The organism is Egbenema bharatensis FJBBOT/2019 (assembly GCF_048077055.1).
Taxonomy (GTDB): domain Bacteria; phylum Cyanobacteriota; class Cyanobacteriia; order Elainellales; family Elainellaceae; genus Egbenema; species Egbenema bharatensis.
Genome location: NZ_CP182236.1, coordinates 534,215 through 557,188 on the forward strand (window position 1 = coordinate 534,215; position 22,974 = coordinate 557,188).

A 22,974-nucleotide genomic window follows, 5' to 3' on the forward strand; every position below is an offset into this window, starting at 1 on the left:
CATCCGTTACTCGTAACCGCATGCACAGTAGACCATCTAACGCCGCCACGCTTGATGTGAAGCTGTTTGCGGGCAAGGCGATCGTCGATGCCATGATTCAGCCCAGCAAAAACGGGCGGGTACGCTTCCAGGGTTCATGGTGGTCAGCCCGATGTGAACAGAACATCACTATTTTGCCTGGCGAGGCAGTTCGAGTCGTTGGCCGGCAAAACATTACTCTGCTGGTCGAGCCGCTGCCGCTCGTGATGGCAACCCATTCTCCTGATTTGAATTAGCAGGTCTGGGTGAACCAGTGAACAACCACTAAAAGCCTTGTCCCAGCAAACGTTGCCGCATTCCTTCAGCAATCTTTTGCCCTAAATACTCTGGAATCAAGCTTTCGTTTGGCCCCAGCAAATAGAGGATGAGGCGAGTTCGCCCTCGCCAAACCAGGAGATTCGCATTCACCACCAGCAAGTCTTCTTGCCAAATTGCATACATCACCTTGTAAAACAGCCCAGGCTGATTATCTGCCTCAATCAAGAGGGCCGGTAGGTGGAAAACTGGATCAACATAAAATTCTGTTTCCACCTGCTCCAGTCCGGTATCCAGGTTGAATTCAACTGCCAGCATTTCTTCTACCTCAAATCGTCCTGCCAGGGCTTCCCGAATCGCACGACAGACATTCTCTGAGGTTTTGTCTGTAAGGGCTTTCCCTGCCCGGGACACGACCAGTTTGATGAAGACTAGCATCGGTGGGTAAATCTGCCCATACAAACTCAAACTATGGATCGTCAGCCCATAGGCAGCCAAAACACCAAAAATATCGCTCAGAAGGAAGGACTGATTCCGATAGGCAAAATGCAGGGCACTCTTACTCCCCTCTGGATTAAGTTCAATGACCGCTTGTCGCGTTTTGTAAAGTTGATAGGCTAGCCGTAAATTCTGGAGCTGAATTTCGCTGCTAACAAACTGCTCATAGAACTGGGGAAACGCCCGATTAAAGCGTTTTAACAATTCTAGAGTGGAGGGTTTCAGCCCCAGGGCCATAGATTTGGTAGAAGCAGGTACGATCACGAGGGTGAGAAAACACGAGTAGGAAGAAGTGGGTGAGATGAAAACGGACTGACGTTTCGGCAGACCTGTATTTAAGAATTATTTAATTTGCAATTTTGGGAGGCTCTTAACCACCCTACAGCGGTGCTGACTTTCAAGAACTTGATTCAGTTTTTGGTGAGGCACCTGGCTGAGAAGTAATCATACAGTGATCCCTGATTCCATTTTTCCCAGAAATCCCCAATTCTCCTGCTACTCTCAGAAATCTATTTTATGGATATTTATGGATATTAATAAAACAAAGGGGAATTGTAGGGTAGACAGTACCCAACGCAGTCTCATTACCTGGTGCGGGCTAGAAGGTCTGGGCAGATTAAATTTTTAACCTCCAGGAAATAGATAGCGGTTTAAGAATAGTCGGCAGGGATATACTAGCTATTACCGCTCATTTGATTCCCCTTCTCACTGACTCTGTAATACCGCACCACAGCATGGGTTTCTGGAAAAGCTTATTTAGCACCTCTGAAACAACAACTGCCGCAAAGCCACCCGGCATTGACGGAATGGCCTCTCCAGGTGTAGTCGTTGGCAATTCTCGGATTTTTTTTAGTACCGATCGAGAGATTGATCTCTATGAACTGGAAGAGCTGTGTGATGCGGTAGGTTGGTCGCGTCGCCCGCTGCGTAAGGTGAAAAAGGCGATTCAGTATAGCTTTTTGGTTGTTTCAATGTGGGAACAACGGGGGACACAGCGTCGATTGATTGGATTTTCCCGCGCTACGTCGGATCATGCCTTCAACGCCACGATTTGGGATGTAGTGGTTCATCCTGACTTCCAGAGTAAGGGGCTAGGAAAGGCGTTGATGCGTCAGATGATCAAACGGCTCCGCAATGAAGACATCAGCAACATCACCCTATTTGCCGATCCCCATGTGATAGATTTCTATCGCGGGCTGGGCTTTATGCCGGATCCAGAGGGAATTAAGGGGATGTTCTGGTATCCCGATTAGCGGTCTATTTCCCTATTCGCTTCGCCTGCTCTACCCATAGGGCAACTTCATCCAGGGTAGGACAGAGATCCTGGCGTTGGAGCATGGCAACATGGAGCTTGACCAACTGCCGATGGAGGCGCGCCAGGGGGATTTGAGCCAGCTGGAGGGGGGAGCTAATACCAGCATGGAGTAGTAGCCCACAGTATTGACAGCCGACCGCTGGAATTCGCGCCAGATCCGCCAGAGCCACCCACTTGTTGATGTATTGAATGTGGATCTGCAATTGGGCTGCGAGCTGCTGTCGCCGTTCAGGGGTATTTGCCTGCTGTAAAAGCTGAAGCGTGGTGTGAATGCCGCACTTTTCCAACTTGCCCTGATTTTGTTCACTAAGTCCAGGGAGCTGTCCGATCGCCCAGTTACCGGGCTGTATCCTGGCTTGGTTATGCTTTGTGGTCATGTTTTAGGGGGCAGGGTGCAACACGCCATCCTCCAGGTATGTCACCTGATCCGCTACATCAATGATGCGGGGATCGTGGGTCACCATCAGCACGGTGCGGTTATGCTCCTTGGCCAGTTTCCGCAGCAGGGTGATGACCGCATGACCACTCTGGGAGTCTAGAGCCGCAGTGGGTTCATCTGCCATGATGATCTGAGGATTTCCAGTCAGGGCCCGGGCGATCGCCACTCGCTGTTTTTGTCCACCGGAGAGATCGCGGGGCAAGGATTTTGCCTTGTGATCCAGTCCGACTTGCTCCAGTAAATCCAGGGCAGCCGACCGTCCAGCTCGGCCCTTAATGCCTTTCATGTCCAACGCCAGCTCCACGTTTTCGATCGCAGTCAGGGCGGGAAACAGGTTAAATTCCTGGAAAATAAAGCCGATATGGTTGAGGCGAAACTGGGCTAACTTGGAGCGAGACATGCGCGTAAGTTCCTGCCCCAGTAAATTAACCCGTCCGGCAGTGGGGGTAAGGATCCCACCCAGGATGGAGAGCAGGGTCGTTTTTCCCGATCCCGATGGCCCCATCAGCAAATGGATATCCCCCACGTTAACCTCTAGATTGATATCTTTGAGGGCTTGGAACCGCTGGGAGCCGGTCTGGAATACCATGTCCACGCCACGAGCGACGATCGCCTTTCTTCCATCGAACGAGTCTAACGCTGGATCAATGGTTTGGGTAAGATTGCGAGGCGTTGGTGGGTTCGACAAACTCACTTGAAAATTAATGGGCGTGGCAGTCATTGGCTGTTTTCCAGTTTGTGTGGAATAAATCGGGAAGTTGGGTGGGTTGGAACTTCAGGCAGTCACAGGCTTAGTTTTAAGAAAACGGCAGTCAACTCGATGTTTGCCTGTGAGGCACTATTTAGTTAGATTCACTGCACAGCGGGTGCAATTCGGAATCGCGTTTTGATTCCCATGAGCCAATTTATGATCTAATCAATAATCTAATTAATGACGATCGAGGTTAAACCAAAAATCAGACAGCTCTCGTATTCACTATCGTAGTCAGATTGGTTTCGCTTCGCCGCGTTTATCCCATCGTCTACATTGTCCATTCATCCTTTACTCTTTTTTGCTAAACCTTTGCTGAAGGAAGGAACTTTTCCCTGTCATTTACCATGACTTCAAGACAATCATGACTTCAAGACAATTACGATTTAAATACAATCGCTGGATCAACCCGCGTAATCTTTTGGGTCGCAAACAGGGCAGAACCGACACACATTGAAACTGTGATCCCAAAAATCACGGTTGCAGTCAGGGGAGTAATCAAAATCATGATCCCCTGGGTGGCAAACGTCCACATTCCTAACCCCAGACATAAGGCCAGGCTGGGAACGTAGCCAAGGACGGACATCCATAGAGCCTGGCGGATGATGATACTGTAAACCACCCGATCGGACACCCCCATGGCCTTCAAGGTGGCAAACTCTTTCAAGTGGTCAGAAACCGATGAATAGAGAATTTGCCCAACAATGACCATGCCCACCACCACTCCCACGGTTGCCCCTAACCCCAAAATGAAGCCAATGCCAGTGCGCCTGACCCAATAGGAGCGAGTGAGGGATGCCATCTCATCGCGGGTGTAGGCTTGGGTATTGGGAAGGGACGCTTCCAACTGTTGCTTCAGGTTCTCTACGTCTTGCCCCGGTTCAGCTCTGACCAACACATAGGTGATGGGATCAGTGGCCGTTAAGGGGGTTGGCGCAGGGTTCGCCTCCGTCGTTTGCTCATAGACGTTGGTGCAGAGAAACTCACCATTTTGAACTCGGCAGTTTAGGCTCGCAGTTCGTCCTCCGGTTGAAATTGCCTTCGCGTTTTCCAGGGAGGTAAACAGGTAGGGGCTGGAGGCGATCGACTGCGTATCTTGCGTTAACCCCACCAGCCGTACTGCCACGGGGCCAATATTAGCGGTTTCACCTAAGCGGTCTATATCCAGACTATCGGTATTACTTTTATCTGCAATCACCGTGTAGTGTGAATTTAGAACACTCAGATCATTCATTCCCAGTGCCGGGCCAAACAATTGTCCACCTGGGTCAAACCCAAACAGCCGAATTGTTGTGATCGCCCCTTCTGGACTGCGCCAAATACCGCCCGTTAGGAGTAAGGCCTCTGCTTGCTGCACACCTGAGACCTGCTGGGCCAGATTGAGATGCCCGGCGGAATCGGTAAGGTGAGTTCCAGATTCACCATGTCGTCACTGGCGACCCAGACATCCGCCTCGGAGCGATCGATTAAGATCCCAACCGAGCGAGTAAACCCGTTGAGTACGCCGACTTGAATGGTAACCAGGCTGACAGCAAACATAATTCCAGCCTGAGCCACCAAAAAGCGAGGAATATCTTCAAACAGGTTTTTACGCGCAACAGAAGCCATGAGTTAACAAGGAACCGTGAGGCAATAACATCTAAGGGGGTGGAAACATCGGGGATTGAAAAGCATTAAGGAATATTAAGAAGTATACCCTTATGTCCTTTGACCGATGCGATCGTACAACAGGTACAATCTCCCAGACGTATCCTATGACTCTACTGTGCCCAGACTTTCGAGATGATCTGAGGTGTGACAGTCAGAATGGGTGTCTCTTCACAAAGTAATATTTTTGCTGAACCGGCGAAACGAGGGGCAACTTCAGACCTGGTAACAGTTCATTGGATTGAGGTTTGTAAAATAGGGATAAGAAAGTTTATATTTTCTTAAACCTCTGCCCCCTGGCTGCCTCACCCCAACTTCGTCAAAAATCCCAGCAGCGTCTTCGTCCGAGGGGTTAATAAGGTACGGCGGTAGGCATCGGCGGCTTTTTTAATCCCTTCTGCCTGGGTGGGGTAGGGATGAATGACGCTGGAAAGCTTGCTGAGTCCAATGTCGTGGACGATCGCAGTGGTGACTTCGCTGATCATTTCGCCTGCATGACGAGCGACGATCGTGGCTCCCAGGATTTTGTCTTTTCCTTTTCGTGGAGAATTTTAACGAAGCCAGTTTCTTCTCCATCGGCAATGGCGCGATCGACGGTATGCATGGGAATTTGGATGGTACTCACCTCGATTCCCTGCTGCCGGGCTTCGTGCTCATACAGTCCCACATGGGCGATTTCGGGGTCAGTATACGTTACCCAGGGCATCACCAGGCTACTCAGTTTGGAACGTCCCAGCCCAAAGGGGGCAAACAGGGCGTTTTTGATCACAATCCGGGCGGCGGCATCGGCAGCGTGGGTGAACTTCCAGTTCATGCAGATATCTCCTGCGGCAAAAATCTTCGGGTTGCTGGTTTGCAGAAAATCGTTGACCTGTACGCCACGCTTCTGATCGTAGGTGACACCGGCGGCTTCCAGATTCAGTCCTTCCACATTGGGTGCCCGCCCCGCTCCCGCCAGAATTTCATCCACTGTCACCGATCGCGTTTCTCCATCGCCGGTGTAGTGAATCACCTTGCCTGCGGTCGTTCGTTCCACCCGCTCTAACTGACAGTCCAAAACCAACTGAATTCCTTCCTGAATAAATCTCTCCTGGACGATTTCGGCCGCATCCACATCTTCTTTATTCAGCAGATGGGAACCCCGATGAAACAACACCACTTCACAGCCAAGACGTTGGAAGGACTGGGCCAGTTCACAGCCGATCGGCCCACCCCCAATCACTGCCAGCCGTTGCGGTCGCTCAGTCAGGGAAAAAACCGTTTCGTTGGTTAAATAGCCTGCCTCCTCAATGCCCGGAATCGACAAGCGGGCGGCTCTGGCTCCTGTGGCAATGACCGCTTTTTTGTAGCGCAGGGTTTTACCGTTAACGGCGATCGTTTCGTTCCCAGTAAACTGTCCCTCGCCCAAAAACACATCAATCCCTAAATTCTGGAACCGCTGGGCCGAATCATGGTGGCTGATCCCGGCTCGCAATCGCCGCATTCGAGCCATGACGGCTGGAAAATCAATCTGGATCTGATCGGGGGGTTGTACACCAAATGCTCCTGCTTCTCGCATTTCAGCGACTACCCGTGAGGAGCGAATCACACACTTAGAGGGGACACAGCCCACATTGAGACAATCCCCTCCCATGAGGTGACGTTCGATCAGGGCCACCTTCAGCCCGACTTCTAGTCCAGCGGCTCCAGCGGCCACCACTAGTCCAGCGGTTCCGGCCCCAATCACCACCAGGTCATAGCAGGACTGCGGCTGAGGATCGATCCAGTCGGGGGGATGAACGTGCTGCACCAGGGTTTGATTGTACTCGTCCATCGGTGGCACGGTGACATCTTGATGATCGTGGGGGGTAAAGGCATGAGACATAATCTTCTTGGCAAACTCCTACAGGGCTTGTTCTTCCGAGGGGGGCGGTTCTGCGATCGATTCAGATAAAGCTTTACGGGCAACGCGGGTGATATAAACCGTGACAGCAACAGTCGCAATAAATCCGACGATACGAATCACCCATTGCACAGTGGGATTCGTGGGCTGTTCGCTGCCCCCAATCAAAGCCAGATTGCCTGCCAGCGATCCCAGATAGACATACATCACCGTGCCCGGAATCATGCCGACACAGCCCAGGACATAATCGCGCAGGGATACGCCCGTCACGCCAAAGGCGTAATTTAGCAAGTTAAAGGGAAATACAGGAGAAAGTCGGGTGAGCAAGACAATCTTGAGTCCCTCTCGCCCCACCGCTTCATCGATCGCCTTAAACTTAGCGTTTGCAGCAATTTTTTGAGAGACCCAGCCCCGTGCCAGATACCGTCCGACCAAAAAGGCCAGGGTTGCACCCAGGGTGGCCCCGATAAAGACAAAAATGCTCCCCTGCACCACACCAAACACAACTCCTGCCCCCAAGGTGAGAATTGATCCCGGCAGAAAGGCAACTGCTGCAATGGCGTAGAGGGCAATGAAAGCAACTATCCCCCCCGTTCCCAGTCCATCAATCCACATCAAGAGATCTCGCAACCACTCCTGCGGATTCAGCCCAGGAGCCGCATCTTGGCCAGAGCCGGAGTTGTAGACAGCACGAAGGCGATCGTTGCCAGCCCCAGAATTTTCAATGGTTTTGTTAGGGGTCGCAGCCGAACGAAAGGCGGGCAAGGTGGCTTGTTCATGGTTCATCACTTATCGGTGAGCGCAACACATCTTTAGTTGCCTTCACTGTAGTCTCGATCGACTCCTGGAAAATGATGAGGATTTAAACAAAAACTTAGGGGAAGCTGAGGGAGGGGGAATGGGGAGTAGGGAGTAGGGAATGGGGAGTGGGTGAGTAGGAGGGGGGAGAGGCTAAACTGTAGACAGGTTGCCCTTGGAGGGTTGTGATTTGATCTATTGGTATTGCCGATGGTGTTGCCGATGTGGAGTTATCACGTGAACTGGAACTCCTTAGGAGCATGGATGCAGTAACCTGTGCAAGGTTTGACTCTGCTGACTCTGCTGACTGGGCAGGCAAGATGCCTACCCCACAAGAATTCCAGTTTATTCAATTTGTATTCCGTGATTCGATCTGAAGGGATGAGCCAACCCGGTTCCTGGCAAAAAACCCACTTCCCACTCCCCACTTCCTACTCCCCACTTCCTACTCCCCACTCCCCACTATGTCTGACTTCCTCCAATCCATCATCCCCATTCCCCAACCCGACTTTGCGGAAGAGTTTGAGGTCTATCAGACGACCTACGAGTTTTATCGAGAGGTTGAAGAACGCCAAGATCTGGAAACCTATTGTGAGTGGTACTATCAGGTTTCCCAGGAGCATCAGCAGGACTTTGCCAAGATGCAGGATGAGCTAAATATTATGAGCTGGTTTTATCGAGGAAAGCGATAGGAGGAATGTTTTGCTTTCTGAATGGTTCAGAGGGCTATTCTTTACAAAAGTTCTAACTCATCCTCCCGTAAGTGGGCCCTAAATCTCCCTTCAAACTTGACCAGAATGGGGAAATTTGCACTGATGGGTTTACCCTGCCACTGGTTAGCCAGGGCAATGACTTCACCCTCTTGTCCCTGAATATCAAATGGTTCGTTGCGGTGACCTGGGTAATGGTAAACCACAACGGAGTTTTTCACACGAACACGATCGCCGACTTTCATATCAATCTAATTTGCAACATGGTTCACCTGCGCTTGAAGTACACAGGCGCACTTCAAACGAATGAGTGCTGACAACTTTATTATCTTTGCATATGATGTTCCGCTCTTATTGGGGACTTTCAGGGATGGAGGTGGGGGAGGTGGGGTTGTCGCCCTGGGGAGAACCCTCCAGCAATCTACTCCAGACGACGAAACCCAAGGCACCCGCTAGCAATGCGACCAGGATGAGGGCAACTAACCAAAACCAGGCGGCGGGGAGTTTGGGACGCTCTAGCAGCTCCTGGGGTAAACCGGAGGTAGGAGAAGGGGCGAAGGGCAGATCTTCGTCATCCAGGGTGGCATCATCTCCATCTTCCTCGCCGTAGAGCAGTGCTTTGGAGGCTTCCGTTAATTCTTCGGGAGGGGGTTCCTGGCTGACGGATTGAGGGTCTGCGGGGGAATCCGCAGCAGCAGGGGGCGCGTTGGATGGAATAGAGGGGGGAGCCGTGGGAGGGAGAGGCTGGAATGGCAGGGCGGCTTCGGGGGAGATCTGCGGTAAGTGGGGGTGATTGCCCACCTGGAACTGCATCATGACGATCGAGGTGTTGTCGTGGCCGTTGTAGTCGTCCGCCAGTTGTAGCCAGGCCTGTACCGCATCTTCCAGAGCCATCTTGCCCTTAAAGATGCTGTTGGTGATTTGCATCCAGGTTTGCTCGACCCGATCGTTGTCACTCAGTCCATCGGAGCAGAGCAGCAGAATGCCGCTTTCCTCAATGATGAAGCGTTTGACGGTGGGGTGAAGGGTTTCAGAGTCACGAGTGCCCAGAGCCTGGGTTAAGGCTCCGCCATCGGGGCGATCGAGGGCTTCCTGGTAGAGGCTGCGTCCTAGCTTGACTTCCCGCGTGGCCACATCATCGTCGAGGGTGAGGGGATGGCAGTAGTGGGGGGTGAGCCAGTAGGCGCGGCTATCTCCCACATGCACCAGATACAGCTCATTGGCGTGGTTCATCCCCGTCGCGGTGTTCACAGCCTGGGGCAGTTGGAGGGCCATGACCAGGGTTGTGCCCATGCGTTGCCGTAAAGCCCGCTTCTGATCGTCGTTTTGCTTGGCGATCGTTCCATTGACGACTCGGACAATACTTTCCAGGTCGCGCTCAATTTCCAGGGGCAGGGCCAGCTCGGTGCGTTCCTGAAATTCCTGGAAGAGGTTGCTAATCAGGGGTTTGAGCTGCTCCAAGGCCGATCGACTGGCGACTTCTCCGCCTTCGTGTCCACCAATGCCGTCACAAATGATCCCGACTCTGGGCAATAGCGCATCATTGGGCCGAATCTGGCGATCGGGGTAGCAGGCATCTTCGTTGTGGGCTCGCTGAGATCCGGTAATGGTGGCTCCAGAGACTTGAATTCGCAGGGAGGTCTGGGCGGATTGCTCCAGCAGCAATCGATTCAGAGCAATGGCGATCGTCTGCCGTCCCACCTTAGTATCGTCCAATGTCTGCATTTGCTGACAAATCGCCTGGAGTGGCTGTTGGATTGTGGGATGGGTAGACTCTACCCAGGGCTGCCACACGGCGGCTAAATCCTTCAGGGTCAGGTCTGGAATGCTAGATTCTGCGCCTGCCTCGGTGTCGGGTACTGGGGCATCTGACGCACCGGATGTCGGCTTAGGCAGAGCCGTGGGAATGTCTGTATCGTCGATTTCCTCGTCTTCTTCATAGTCACGAATCAACTCCAGCAGCCGCACCCGCCAGCCTTCGGTGTAGAGATTGTCGGGAACCAGCAGACTGGTTGCAACCCGCTGTCCCTTCAACGGTTGCCAGAGTTGGAGCAATTGCCAGAGCCAGTACACCTGCCGGACGGGGGATACGGTGGTCCAGAGCTGATCCAGGCTGGTTTGCAGTTCCCCGCTGTCCTGGATCGGGACGTTATTCAGCAAAAACACCAGTCGATCGTCGTGGAGGTGGGAGCCGTATAGCTCTGGGAGATGCAGCCGATCGGCGTACAAGTGCAGGTAGGGTAAAATTCGTCGCGGAAAGACATCGGGGGCATCCGGGCGGGCACCGGGTTTTGTATCCAGCCAGATTTGAGGCTGTTTCACCAGGTAGCGATCGCCAATCAGCGTATTCACCGGAATGTCTACTACATTCTCTCCGATCGCCCATAGATGACGATAGACCAATGGCATCTGGCAACGATCGCACAAATGCTGGCCCAGGTGATTGGCCGGATGCAGACACGTTGGGTTAGAACATTGGATTTGCACTGGAGGATTGCTCATAGACACGGTGCAGTGTTTACCTTAAAGATAAGCTGAAAAGATCAGCGGACGGAGCAATGAAATCATAAAAGCTTAGGCTAGATTGAAACTAGAGATTCGGTCAGAAACATCGCTCTAGCAACGATTCTTTACATGCCACATCTTACTTTTTCGACCCAAAACCTTGACTGAGGTTCCTCTATGGTGCTTGGTACTCCCCTATTTTGGCTGGTGGCGGGGCTGATCCTCTGCGTGATGGAGTTCACGTTGCCGACTGCCTTTATTGAACTGACGATGGGCATCAGTGCCATTATTGTGGCAGGCTTTGCCCTGGCTGTACCCTCTTTTGGTGCCCAAGTTGCCCTATGGTTAGTGCTATCTGTTGTTTTGTCTTTTTTACTCCGTCGGCTGTTTCCCTACAAGCAGGCTCGCCAAATTGAAGATTCGAAAGAAGCGGAGACTTTAACGGAAATTCCAGCGGGACAAACGGGCCGGGTGCGGTATGAAGGGAATTCCTGGCAGGCAAGATGCGATGATGAACAACTGACGATCGCGCCAGATCAGAAGGTTTATGTGGTCAGGCGGCAGGGAACGACACTGATTGTGATGCCGGAATATCTCCTGCGGGAGTAGGGGCAAGGCATTGGCGTAAACTATTGTCATCACTCCGGCAATACTCCGGCAATATTTGAGAAGGTATCCCTGTAGTATCCCTGTAGGGTGGGCATTGCCTACCAAAGTGCTATGGCTTTGCCTGTAGTTTTATCGATCGAATCATGGTGAGCGGTGCCTACAATTTAATGTTGGCTCAAATGATCGGGATCACTGGAGCTGGATTTGGATTTTGATATTTTCGATCGCAGGAGAAAGAAACCCATGCCGCTTGATTCGACTCAGTCCATCCCATCTCAGTCTGCTTCAACCTCGGTGAGCGCGATCGTTGTATTTGATATCGATGGCGTGGTGCGGGATGTGGGGGGGTCGTACCGGCGAGCGTTGGCGGATACCGTGGAGCACTTCACGCAGGGAGCCTATCGTCCGTCTCAAGCCGATATTGACACCCTGAAGGCGGAAGGGATCTGGAATAATGACTGGGAAGCTTCCAGGGAGATGATTGGGCGATATTTTGAGTCTCAAGGTCAGAGCCGATCGCAGCCTGGGTCGGATTATGGGGCGATCGTTGACTTTTTTCAGCGGCGATATCGGGGGGCAGATCCAGAAAACCCTGATAGCTGGACGGGGTATATCACTCAGGAACCGCTGTTGATGCAGGCAGCCTATCTGGAGGGGTTGACTCAGGCGGGTGTGCGCTGGGGCTTCTTCAGTGGCGCGACGAGGGGGTCTGCGAGCTACGTTCTGGAGAGAAGATTAGGCTTGAGGGTTCCGGTGCTGGTGGCGATGGAAGATGCTCCGGGGAAGCCGGATCCCACTGGGCTGATTGAGTCCGTTCGTCTACTAGAGGAAAGCCAGAATGCTCCAAACGCTCTGGTGATCTACGTTGGAGATACGGTGGCAGATATGCAGACGGTGGAACAGGCAAGAAAGGCTGTAGGGGAACGCCAGTGGATTGGTGTTGGAATTCTCCCCCCATACGTGGGAACCTGAAACCTATGCGGCCCATTACGAACGGCAGCTTCTCCAGGCGGGGGCACAATTAGTTTTAAAAAATGTCAATCACTTAAATGCAGCCGTGATTCAAAATCTGATGCGCCAGAGCTTTACGAGTGAATAGGTTTAAATGAAATTAAAGTATCGCAGGATACAGTCTGTTCGATCGAGCCTCTAGCGGTTTGCTTTAGACCGGGAAAACAGGCTCAACTTTTGCAATGCGTTGTAAAGCCATTCCATCCCCATCAAGCTAATCCAGGCGGGCATATCGCTGATCAAAGCTGCTCCGGAAGGTAGTTCAGTATGATTACGACAATCTCTATACAGGGTTTTCATAGGGGTCTCCGACTCAGTATTCTTACGGCTGCTCTACAGAGATTATAAATACGCTCTCCAGGGCTTACTGTAAAGTTAGGATGAAGATACCTCAGTTCTCCGCAGTTTTTCTGTGTAGACGATCGCAGTTCTGGGAATTGCTGTCTTAGCGATCGGCAACAAAAGGGCGTTTTAATCGTTAGGTAAGGGTGTACAGGAAGAAAAGGACGCACTGCTGTGCGCCTGTACCACATGTGTTGCCCGTACCACATACGATGCCCGTACCACATGTGTTGCCCATGCCATATGTGTTACCTGTACCACATATGTTGTGTAGGGGCGCACAGCAGCGCCCGTACTAGGTATGTCACCCACACCATGTGTGTTGCCCATGCCATATGTGTTGCCCATACCATGTGTGTTGTGTGAGGGCGCACAGCAGTGCGCCCCTACCGTGTTGTTTTTCTCCTCACTCCTCACTCCTCACTCCTCACTCCTAGCCTTTGCTTTACCCGGAACCAGGCCGATCGCAGTTGCCAGAATTTGCTGGTTTCCATTGCGCTGATGCGATCGCGGGCTTGTTGAAGTTGCTCCTGGGATTGTTGCCATTCTGCTTGAAATCGCTGGGTTTCAGTCTTGTATTTTTTGTGGAGCTGCTTCATTTCTGCGCGATATTGCTCAAGGGTGGCTTTGAGGGATTCGGAGTCCGATAGGGGAGTGGGGGAGTGGGTGGGGGAGTGGATGGATTGGAGGGTTTTGCCGGGGGCGAATTCCTGATTCCAGAAGATAAATTTGAGGCGGGAGAGTTCGCTAGACCAGTTGTGGAATTCGTTCAGTCGGGTGGCAGGATCGATCGCGGGTTGACGGGTTTCGCAGGTGACTTCGTAGCTGAATAGAAATCGGGTGCGCTGGAGCAGGTGCAAGATCAGGCAGAGGGTTTCGTGGTGGTTGAGTTGGGGATCCTGGAGAAGGATGGGATCGAGGAGGGCGCGGCGAGCCAGGAAGCCGTGGGGTGGGAAGGGGGGATTGAGCTGGAGGGTGCGATCGAGGAAGGTGGGATCAAATTCGGCGAGTTCGGCTAACTCTGGGTGTTGTGCTGCTGCGGATTCTGGGAAGGTTCTCAGGGTGCCAGCGTAGGCGACTCCGGCTTCGGGGTGGGTTTCCAGGAGGGAGAGCAGGGAGTGGATATGGTTGGGGTAGAGGGTGCCGGATGGATCGAGGAGGGCAAAGTAATCGGCATCGATCGCGTTGAGTCCGGCCCAGAGGGAGGTGCTGGTGTAGCGGGCTGAATCTTGCGGTTCTGAAGGGGGGCTGGGGGGGCAGTCGAGGATGGTGATGGGGAATTTATCCTGATGGGGGAGTTCGGGCAGGTCTAGATCGGCGGGTTTGATCAGGATTAATCCGATGTTGGGATGGGTCTGGTGGGCGATCTGATCGAGGAGGTTGGGAAGCGGGTCTGAATCGGGGGATTCTGGAGTGAGGTGCAGGAGGAATTGGACGGAGGGAATGTGAGTCGATGGGGTGCGGAGGGGACGGGTGAAGCCTTTTTGCTGGAGGATGTGCTGATGGTAGGGGACGATCGCCTCCAGTAAATGCTCCAGGGCGTAGTGTTTGAGGAAAATCTGATGGGACTGCTGGGACATTGCCAGGGCGATCTGGGGATTGGCTTGAATCCAGGTGAGATGGTCGGAAATTTGCTGGATTTGCTGGGCGATCGGCTGGTCAGGATTGATGTAGAGGACAGAATCACCGAAGGACTGGCGGATGAAGGGATGGTCGCTGCAAAGGGCGATGGCTCCGGAGGCGACGATTTCAAAGATTCGCATGGAGGGGAGTCCGGCGGCTCGATGTTCGGCTCGATGCAAACACAACCCAACGCCAGCCTGACGCAGGGTATTCAAGACACTATGTCCGTCGTAGGGCAAGCTGCCGCGATAGGACTGGGTGAGGTGTTGCCAGCCTTCGGGTCTGCCATAGACTTCCAGATAGGGTTGGGTATCGAGTTCTGCAAACAGGTCTTTGAATCTGGCTCCGTCCCAGTTGGAACCGATGTACATCAAGCGGGGGGGATCAAGCTGGGGGGGCTGGTAGGGGGTGGCGGGACAACTGGTGTAGAAGGGGGCAGTGAGGACGGGTTTGGGGGTGGTGTGGAGAATGTGGTGCAGCCAGCGATCGAGGACGGGCGAGGAGGTGAGGTAGCCGTCGTAGGTGAGGACGTGCCGCACGAAGGGGTCGGTGCCTTCAAAGAAGGAGGGCGGGTTCCACATACAGCCGTAGGTGGGGTATTGGGTGAGTTTGGGGCTGTTGTTGTGGAGGGCGATGACAAAGTCGGGCTGGCAGGCGTTGATTTCGGGGGCAGTATGGGCTTCGATCGCGTCCCAGCCGAGGTTGGTGGCGGCAAGGTGAATTCGGCGGGAGAGTTCAGTTTCGGCGACGAGTTGTCCGGCGAAGGGATTATGGATGGCTACTTTCATGGATAGCATCAAAATCGCTTGGACTGAGCATTATAGATGTCTTCCAGGATGTTTTGGAGATTATATTTGTACTGCCAATCCGGATAATGAGATTGAAACTTGCGAACGTCTGATATATACCAGATATGATCGCCAGAACGGTTCTCGTCAGTATATGTGTAATCTAACTTGTTGCCTGATAGCTCTTCACAAACAGCGATCGCCTCTAACATGGAACAATTGCTATGACGGGAGCCACCCATGTTGTACACTTCGCCACTTCTAGGATTCTGGTAGAAATGATAGAAAGCATTCACCAAGTCAAAGCTGTGGATGTTATCCCGGACTTGCTTGCCTCGGTAGCCAAAAATAGTGTATTGCTCACCTGTTAGCGTACACTTCATCAGATAGGCAAGAAACCCGTGAAGTTTAGCTCCAGAGTGGGCTGGACCCGTTAAACACCCACCCCGGAAGCTAGCCGTCTTCATGCCAAAATATTTTCCGTATTCCTGCACCAGGACATCAGCCGCAACTTTGGAAGCCCCAAATAGGGAGTGTTTCGAGTGATCGATCGACATCGATTCATCAATCCCAATAGAGTACTGGTGATCTACAGCAACTTCCCAACGGGTTTCCAGTTCTTCAAGCGGAAGAAAGTTAGGTGTATCCCCGTAAACTTTGTTGGTTGAGGTGAAGATAAAGACTGCATCTGGACAATATTGGCGAGTGGCTTCTAGCAAAACAAGCGTGCCATTCGCGTTAACAGTGAAGTCAATGTGAGGATCACTGGCTGCCCAATCATGGGAAGGTTGAGCCGCAGTGTGAATAATCAGGCTGATATCAGATGAATATTCCTGGAAAATTGCTTCGATCGCTTGCTGGTCACGAATATCCGCATCATAGTGCCGATATTGTTCACCATAGGTCGCCTTGAGCAAATCCCGGTTCCAGGTGGTTGAAGCTCCAGAACCGAAGAAGTACGATCGCATATCGTTGTCAATTCCAACGACCGTAAATCCCAAGTGGGCAAAAAAACGAACGGATTCTGAGCCAATTAAACCAGCGGAGCCTGTAACTAGAACGACCGACATCTCACTCCTCTCCTAGAAATTCCAACAGCATCGACAAGGCAGGAAGTTAATTCTGCCTCGTCAAAGTTCGTCAATTCCGAATTAAACTATTGCTCATTAAACATCAGACGATTGCCAAATGACTAACAGTCTCTCAGATTGATCTTGAAATGAAGCTGAACTGGTAAGGCGCAGCAAAAATAGGAGCATCGTCTGCTAAACTTAGGAGCAGTTTATCAGGATTAGGTAAGCGGCTTTAGCTTGAGTTCAACGAAGAGAGCCAGTTACCAATGAGGTATCTAACGTTACTGGCAGTATCCTGAAGAGGTATTACTGTCTAGTAGTACAGAATGCTCGTGATGAGTGGAGGAGGTTCAGGCGTGGCAGAATTTTCAGAATGCGATCGAGACTGCTTGAACGTCATTCTGGATATTCATTCAGCAGATCAATATGCTGCCTTGCTCATTCTAGAGCTGCTGCTGTCGCTGGATGAGGGCATGGAAGTTCACTACTACTTGCAGTATGGTGACTCAAAATCCAGCTTTGCCAGTCAAGCAGTATTCAGCAAATTCCTGAAGCAAAAGCAGGTTAAGTGTCTTGACGATCCACTTCACCCTGGTCAGCAGGCTCGTAAACTTAAGCAATGCGATCATCCAGTAACCTCTACTGAAATTCTTTCCTGGAATCAGCTTATCTTGCAGGGACTGCAACAGCTCAACCACTTTTTAGTGATTGATTCAAGCTGTGTTCCTCTAAGTCGGGGTTGGGCAAGAACAATCTATGAAGCATACCTCAGGCGCAAACAACCGATCGTAGGGCAAGTTAATCAATGGAAATTGAGCCATACAGCGAGTGCCCTATGCTTCAGTAAATATGCTATTTATGACTGCTCCGTTTTCAAAAAGCTGCCGATAGAGCAGTATTTTTTTGAGCCACGCCCAAATCCTTGGTGGTCATTACGCGATCGATTAGACGCAGATCCTGTGCTATTGACTCCAACTCTTGCTGGATGGAGTACACCAATTGAATATTGGTTATTTTCTCTTTACTTCCAATCACTGACAGGATCAGATAATCCGTTAGACTGGCCGACCAACTGTTTAGAAAATCGAAATGATCTAGTTGTTGATGCTCCCCGTATTACAATTCGGCAGTTATTTGAGGAATATTACAATAAAGCTCCAATGATAGGCGGAGTTCACAACTGTGATGTTCACCAAGCAGTTCTCCATCAAGTACGAGCTTTAACACCAACGAATCAACAGTTTCCGATAGGAGGGCAATTTGAAACAGATGGCATGAATCAGCAATCTGTTATCAGTGAGGTTAAGCTGGCGCAGGCATTTAATCGGCTTCGACCCGATAATTCGGGGTTATTATCGATCGCTGATCTACGCGGACAGTTTGCTGGAAAACGGTGCTTCATCATTGGCAATGGCCCAAGCTTAAAACGGACAGATTTGTCTCTTCTCAATCATGAGTTCACTTTTGGACTGAACCGGATTTATCTCAACTATGAAGCAATGGGATTTGAACCCACTTTCTATTGCTGTGTCAACCCAAATGTCATTGATCAGTTTGCGGAAGAAATCGATCGCTTAAAGTCGGTTAAGTTTGTTGCCGATTATGCAAGCTCTCATCTCAAGAACCACTGGAACACTTTTTTTATAAAGTCTGTTTCAGAAGTAAGTTTTAATGAGAATCTGAACAATTTACAGTGGCACGAGGGTTGGACGGTAACTTACTGTGCCATGCAAGTCGCCTTCCATCTAGGATTTCAAGAGGTTATTCTTGTTGGAGTTGATCATTACTTCAAAGAAACAGGTGAACCGAACCAGGCTGTTACTGCCCAGGGAGCTGATTTTAATCATTTTCACCCCGATTACTTTGGCAAAGGGGTGGTTTGGCAGTATCCTGACTTAGAGCGATCGGAGCAGTCGTATCGAATGGCTAAAGAGGTATATGAGCGAAATCAACGCCGTATCCTTGACGCGACAATTGGTGGACACCTTCAAATTTTCCCAAAGGTTGATTACAGGCAGATGACACTTAATAACTCTCAAGCGCAAGCCAGTTCAGCAGGCTCTCATGAACCGATGGATGATTTGTTGAATCAGCAGGAGAAAGCACTCCTCAAACGTCATCCGCTACCCTATCCCATTTTTTTGCCTACTCAAAAATTTTCTCTGCCTGAGCGGGTTGAGGGGTTAAAGCGTGTCGTCAACATCTACGAAAATACGTACCAATCAGTATACCTGCCGCGTCTGAAAGCACTTCGATCGCAGTTCAAAGATAGAAAGCGGGCTTTTGTCATTGGAAATGGCCCAAGCTTAAATCAAACCGATTTAAATCTGTTGAGGAATGAAGTTACGTTTGGCGTAAACGGGATTTTCCTAAAGTTCAAAGATACAGATTTTAGACCCACTTTCTACGTGGTTGAAGATCATCTGGTGGCAGAGGATCGGGGCGAGAAAATTAATCAAATTCAAGGCCCAATCAAGCTCTTTCCAATCTATCTGGGTTACTGCCTTAATGAAGGTGATGATACGGTCTTTTATAATCATATTCCTCGGCGTAGTTACCCTCATGGGTTTGATTTCTCGATGGATGCTAGTGAGCATACCTACGCTGGTTGCACAGTGACGTTTAGCTGCTTGCAACTGGCATACTACATGGGGTTCAAAGAGATCTATCTGATTGGGGTCGATTGTAACTACGAAATCCCTAAAGATGTTGAGGAGAAGGAAGAGTATAGTGTCAAGATCCTCGACATGAAGACGAGTGATCCCAACCACTTCGATCCAGATTATTTTGGCAAGGGCTACCGCTGGCATGACCCTCAGGTAGATAAAATGCGAGGAGCCTATCAAGAAGCCAGAAAGGTCTGTGAAGCGAATGGTGTCACCATTTATAACGCAACGATCGGCGGACAGTTAGAAGTATTTCCACGGGTTGATTACTATTCCCTGTTTCCGCAACGTGCTGTTCGTCCCCGCGTTTTAGTGATTGACATTACCCGAATTGGGGACAATTCTGCTACGGGACAGATGAAGCAGTCCATGTTTGGAGCCTGTCCTTCAGAAGATTTACTTCAAGTGTATGTGGCAGGAGTGGATGAGTTGGGTGTGTATTCTTCATCCTCCGTGGCTCCGATTTCCAAGAATTACCCCGTATCAGATGCAGCATCTCTTTTAACGGAATGTGTACGCTTTACACCAGATGTAATCTATTACCGACCTGTTGCCGATCGCCCCTTTTTACACGACTTTGCCTGTTCATTAATTGATCAGTTAGATGTTCCAACCGTTATCCATATTGTTGATGATTGGCCAGAACGTTTGCGCTATCAAGACTCGGCATTGTATGAGAAGTTCGATCGCTCATTTCGCAAACTGCTGAACCAGGCTGCTGCACGGATGAGCATCTGTCAGGCAATGTCTACTGCCTTTCAGCAACGGTATGGTGTAGAGTTCACTGCATTTGCAAATTGCATCTATCCAGAGGATTGGGAATCTTCGGAACCCGAAACGAATGGTTCTCAAGCTGAAATGGGCGATCGACCTTTCACAATTCGCTACCTGGGTAGTCTGGCAACGGATATGACGCATGACAGCGTTCTAGATATTGCCAGGGCCGTAGCAGAATTACAAGCTGAACGCTCGGTGCAGCTAGAAATTTACACAACTAAATATTGGAAAGACCGCATCATGGATACGTTTGCGAGTCTGCCAGGAGTTAGTGTTTATGATGCAGAATTTGGAGAGGCTTACCGCCGATTGTTAAAAACGGCAGATGCATTACTCATCGCATACAACTTTGATGCTGATAGCATTCGCTATGTGCGCTACTCAATGGCTAATAAGTTTCCTGAGTGTTTGGCATCGGGAACTCCGGTATTGGTTTATGGCCCGATTGATGTAGCAACTGTAGCTTACGCAGCAGAAACAGGCTGTACTCAAGTCTTGCTGGAGCGCAACTCAGAACGGCTCAGGAATACTATCAAAGAATTAATTGACCAGCCAGAGTATCGAGAGTTTTTAGGTCAGGCAGCACGTCAATATGCGTTTAAGAACCATTCTGCAAGCCAGATTCAAGCTCATTTTTACGGTGTGCTTCGGAGTGCTGTTTTGTCTAAATATGCAGCTTCACCCAAGCTGACCCCAGAAGGGCTTCTTCAGGCAACACGATCGCTTACTTTTCCTGCCAACCATTTGGTGTTTGGAGGATATGAGCGCGATCGACATGCCCATATTGATGAAACACAGATTGTGGCGGAATGGTTTGCCTCTGAGCCTTCAGACTCGATCATGGTTGATGTGGGAGCGCATTACGGTACTGCCTTAAAGCATTTTGCAGAACGAAATTGGCGAGTGTATGCCTATGAGCCTGATCCAGATAATCGCCAGGCGTTGATGCAGCGAGTCAGCAACCAGCCAAATGTGATGATTGACAATCGGGCGGTGAGCGATCGCCCCGGTCAGGTTCTTCCTTTCTTTAACTCTAAGGAAAGTACGGGAATTAGTGGATTATCAGCGTTTCGAGATAGTCATCAGCAACGCTGTGAGGTAACAACAACGACGGTGGCGCAAATCTGTGAGGAGCATCATCTTAGAGAAATTGATTTCCTCAAGATTGACACAGAAGGGTTTGATTTGATGGTGCTAAAGGGTGTGCCCTGGGACAGGGTTCGTCCCCGTGTGATTGAGTGCGAGTTTGAAGACCGCAAGACGGTTCCTCTGGGCTATACCTTCCATGATTTGGCGCAATATCTGGTCGATCGCGGCTATACGGTTCTGGTGAGTGAATGGCATCCGGTGATTCGCTATGGCATCCGGCATGACTGGTATCGCCTAATGACCTATCCCTGCCAGTTGGACAATACAGAAGCCTGGGGGAATTTATTAGCATTCCGGGAACCCCCAGATTTAGATCAGGTAGCTGCGATCGCCCAGAAGTTGGTGACGTTTCGCTCGGCTCCTGCCCCGGTTCCGGTGGCTCCTGGCGTGGCTCAACTTGCTCAATCCGCTCAACCCGCCACTTCACCCACCCACCCACTCACTCACTCACCCCTTTCAATGCAAGGATCGAATGGTATGTCCCCTATCCCTGGCGAAACTCAAACGGCTCAGACTCATGGCTCAAACGGGAAAATCCCGGTTGGCGTAAATGGAAAAGGCTCACCCTCTTCTCAGGAGCAAATCCCCGTTGTGACGACAGTAAGTGAACCTCCACCACGTTTGCCTGCGGCCTTCTTGAGGCGAATTGCTCGCTACTATAGTCGTTGGCCCCTGGGTGTGGCGGTTTTGGCGATTGCCCTGAACACAGCAGCGACCATTGATGGGGTGCCGTTCCGCTGGGCGTTGTCGGCGGGGGGTAGTTCGCTGATGCTATTTTTGGTGGGTCATGCTGCATCTAAGGGAGATTTTGCGCTGAGGATAGCTGAACAAGCTCAGGAGACATCCGAGCGGGTGAGTGGGTCGGTGAATGGAGCGCATCAAAAGGCAACTTCGGCGTTTAAGCGGGCAACGAAGGCAAATCAGCGGGCACAGGAGGCTTTAGCGAGATTGAATGGAGTTTCGCTTAGTGCAACTACGGCAATGGAAGCGGCCGATCGAGCTAGAAACACAGCAGAGTTCTCTCAGCAAAAGACGAATCAGGCAACCAGCAATGCGCGGTCGGCATTAGAAACTGCTAGCCGGGCGTTGGGGAACGCAGAGTTTGCTCTGGAAATTGCGAATCGGGCCAAAGACAAGGCGGATGCTTCCTTGGACATGGCTGAACAAGTCTCTGCAAGGACGGACACTACCCTGGAGCGGGTTGATGCAGTGATGAAAATAGCTCAACAAAACTCCGATAGGGCAGAATCGATTCTGGAAACGGCAAATCGTAATGCTGAGAAGGTTTCTTCCCTGGAAAACCAGATCAAATATGTGTTGAAGACGAATAGTGCGAACGTAGGCCTGTTTCAACTTTTCGATCGCCAACTTTCTAATGAGAGTTTAGAAACATTCATCAGCTTTTGGTTGCCTGTACTTGGTTTGAACGTCGATCGCCGAGCATTAGGTTATCTAGCCCATCGGATTTGTTTAACGGAGGATACCTGTTCAGGACGATTGGCGACAACGGTACAGGATATGCTGCTGCGAATTCTGGTGGCAAGAAGTGTCCAGAGCCGCGAATTATCGATTTTGGAAATTGGTTCTTTGTTTGGAATTAATTTGGCAATCTTGTATGAAACCTGTCGGGATTTCTTTGATTGCATTCATTTGAGTGCGATCGATCCGCTGGATGGTTACTACGACAAGGGCAAGACTGATCTGATCACTCAGGTTCCCATCACTCGCTCTGTCTTTGAACACAATATGCGGCAGATGGACATTCCCCAGGAGGACATGACGCTAATTCAAGGACTGAGTACGGATGAAGTAGTACTACAGCAAGCAGGGCAAAAGCAGTATAATCTGCTCGTGATTGATGGGGATCATTCCTACCAGGGGGTGAAGTTTGATTTTGATCACTATTTGGCGGCAGTAGATGTAGGTGGATACATTATCTTTGATGACTACTCTACAGAGCATTGGCCAGAAGTTGCAGACTTTGTTGATCAGGAAGTGAAGTCGAATCCCTGTGTGGAGTTGGTCGGTTCTAGCTGGCGAACGGCGGTGTTTAGAGTGGTTCGGAAAAAACTTGGATAAGTGATGAAGTTTTAACTC

At 50.7% G+C, this 22,974-nt stretch carries 16 protein-coding genes and 2 pseudogenes; 6 read left to right on the forward strand and 12 right to left on the reverse strand.

Going from position 1 to position 22,974, the window contains the following annotated elements; genetic code table 11:
• Positions 1 to 20: 20 nt before the first annotated feature.
• Complete coding sequence (locus ACM1PF_RS02345) at positions 21 to 275, forward strand: NfeD family protein (RefSeq protein ID WP_416672022.1); 255 nt, start codon at positions 21 to 23, stop codon at positions 273 to 275.
• Positions 276 to 303: 28 nt separating this feature from the next.
• Here ACM1PF_RS02345 and ACM1PF_RS02350 read toward each other — a convergent pair whose 3' ends face one another.
• Complete coding sequence (locus tag ACM1PF_RS02350; RefSeq protein WP_416672024.1) at positions 304 to 1,029, reverse strand: hypothetical protein; 726 nt, start codon at positions 1,027 to 1,029, stop codon at positions 304 to 306.
• A gap of 497 nt (positions 1,030 to 1,526) precedes the next feature.
• On the opposite strand from ACM1PF_RS02350, the gene ACM1PF_RS02355 reads away from it, so the two are divergent.
• Complete coding sequence (locus ACM1PF_RS02355) at positions 1,527 to 2,045, forward strand: GNAT family N-acetyltransferase (RefSeq protein ID WP_416672026.1); 519 nt, start codon at positions 1,527 to 1,529, stop codon at positions 2,043 to 2,045.
• Between the two features lie 4 nt (positions 2,046 to 2,049).
• Here ACM1PF_RS02355 and ACM1PF_RS02360 read toward each other — a convergent pair whose 3' ends face one another.
• The 6 genes and pseudogenes from ACM1PF_RS02360 to ACM1PF_RS02385 all read right to left on the reverse strand — a co-directional run bounded on the left by ACM1PF_RS02360 (position 2,050) and on the right by ACM1PF_RS02385 (position 7,612).
• Entirely contained in the window at positions 2,050 to 2,484 is a 435-nt protein-coding gene (locus ACM1PF_RS02360; RefSeq protein WP_416672027.1) for a DUF4332 domain-containing protein, read from the reverse strand.
• A gap of 3 nt (positions 2,485 to 2,487) precedes the next feature.
• Positions 2,488 to 3,267 carry an ABC transporter ATP-binding protein gene (locus tag ACM1PF_RS02365; protein WP_416672029.1) on the reverse strand — a complete coding sequence of 260 codons (780 nt, stop codon included), beginning with the start codon at positions 3,265 to 3,267 and terminating at the stop codon, positions 2,488 to 2,490.
• Between the two features lie 409 nt (positions 3,268 to 3,676).
• Positions 3,677 to 4,654: an FtsX-like permease family protein gene (locus tag ACM1PF_RS02370; RefSeq protein WP_416672031.1), complete on the reverse strand. Its 978-nt coding sequence runs from the start codon at positions 4,652 to 4,654 to the stop codon at positions 3,677 to 3,679.
• A complete protein-coding gene (locus tag ACM1PF_RS02375; protein WP_416672033.1) occupies positions 4,627 to 4,905 on the reverse strand; it encodes a hypothetical protein in 279 nt (92 codons plus the stop codon). Before ACM1PF_RS02375 ends, ACM1PF_RS02370 begins: the two co-directional genes overlap by 28 nt.
• A 344-nt stretch (positions 4,906 to 5,249) precedes the next feature.
• A pseudogene (locus ACM1PF_RS02380) lies at positions 5,250 to 6,757 on the reverse strand (mercuric reductase).
• 69 nt (positions 6,758 to 6,826) lie between these two features.
• Positions 6,827 to 7,612, reverse strand: a complete 786-nt coding sequence (locus ACM1PF_RS02385; RefSeq protein WP_416672035.1) for a TVP38/TMEM64 family protein — start codon at positions 7,610 to 7,612, stop codon at positions 6,827 to 6,829.
• A 476-nt stretch (positions 7,613 to 8,088) separates the two neighbouring features.
• Between ACM1PF_RS02385 and ACM1PF_RS02390 the strand changes: the two genes are divergently transcribed.
• Positions 8,089 to 8,316: a hypothetical protein gene (locus tag ACM1PF_RS02390; protein WP_416672036.1), complete on the forward strand. Its 228-nt coding sequence runs from the start codon at positions 8,089 to 8,091 to the stop codon at positions 8,314 to 8,316.
• A gap of 41 nt (positions 8,317 to 8,357) precedes the next feature.
• Here ACM1PF_RS02390 and ACM1PF_RS02395 read toward each other — a convergent pair whose 3' ends face one another.
• Together ACM1PF_RS02395 and ACM1PF_RS02400 are read right to left on the reverse strand one after the other, a co-directional pair.
• Positions 8,358 to 8,579, reverse strand: coding sequence for a ferredoxin-thioredoxin reductase variable chain (locus tag ACM1PF_RS02395; protein ID WP_416672038.1), 222 nt, complete (start codon positions 8,577 to 8,579; stop codon positions 8,358 to 8,360).
• A 106-nt stretch (positions 8,580 to 8,685) separates the two neighbouring features.
• Complete coding sequence (locus ACM1PF_RS02400; protein WP_416672040.1) at positions 8,686 to 10,836, reverse strand: PP2C family protein-serine/threonine phosphatase; 2,151 nt, start codon at positions 10,834 to 10,836, stop codon at positions 8,686 to 8,688.
• Between the two features lie 180 nt (positions 10,837 to 11,016).
• Between ACM1PF_RS02400 and ACM1PF_RS02405 the strand changes: the two genes are divergently transcribed.
• Positions 11,017 to 11,448 carry an NfeD family protein gene (locus ACM1PF_RS02405; RefSeq protein WP_416672041.1) on the forward strand — a complete coding sequence of 144 codons (432 nt, stop codon included), beginning with the start codon at positions 11,017 to 11,019 and terminating at the stop codon, positions 11,446 to 11,448.
• 243 nt (positions 11,449 to 11,691) lie between these two features.
• Positions 11,692 to 12,547: pseudogene (locus ACM1PF_RS02410) on the forward strand (TIGR01548 family HAD-type hydrolase).
• A 50-nt stretch (positions 12,548 to 12,597) separates the two neighbouring features.
• Here the strand turns inward: ACM1PF_RS02410 and ACM1PF_RS02415 are convergent.
• The 3 genes from ACM1PF_RS02415 to ACM1PF_RS02425 form a co-directional block, all read right to left on the reverse strand.
• A complete protein-coding gene (locus ACM1PF_RS02415; protein WP_416672042.1) occupies positions 12,598 to 12,759 on the reverse strand; it encodes a hypothetical protein in 162 nt (53 codons plus the stop codon).
• 455 nt (positions 12,760 to 13,214) lie between these two features.
• Entirely contained in the window at positions 13,215 to 15,212 is a 1,998-nt protein-coding gene (locus tag ACM1PF_RS02420) for a glycosyltransferase family protein (RefSeq protein WP_416672044.1), read from the reverse strand.
• Between the two features lie 8 nt (positions 15,213 to 15,220).
• Complete coding sequence (locus tag ACM1PF_RS02425) at positions 15,221 to 16,282, reverse strand: NAD-dependent epimerase/dehydratase family protein (protein ID WP_416672046.1); 1,062 nt, start codon at positions 16,280 to 16,282, stop codon at positions 15,221 to 15,223.
• Between the two features lie 359 nt (positions 16,283 to 16,641).
• Between ACM1PF_RS02425 and ACM1PF_RS02430 the strand changes: the two genes are divergently transcribed.
• Positions 16,642 to 22,956 carry an FkbM family methyltransferase gene (locus tag ACM1PF_RS02430; protein WP_416672048.1) on the forward strand — a complete coding sequence of 2,105 codons (6,315 nt, stop codon included), beginning with the start codon at positions 16,642 to 16,644 and terminating at the stop codon, positions 22,954 to 22,956.
• Positions 22,957 to 22,974 lie beyond the last annotated feature (18 nt).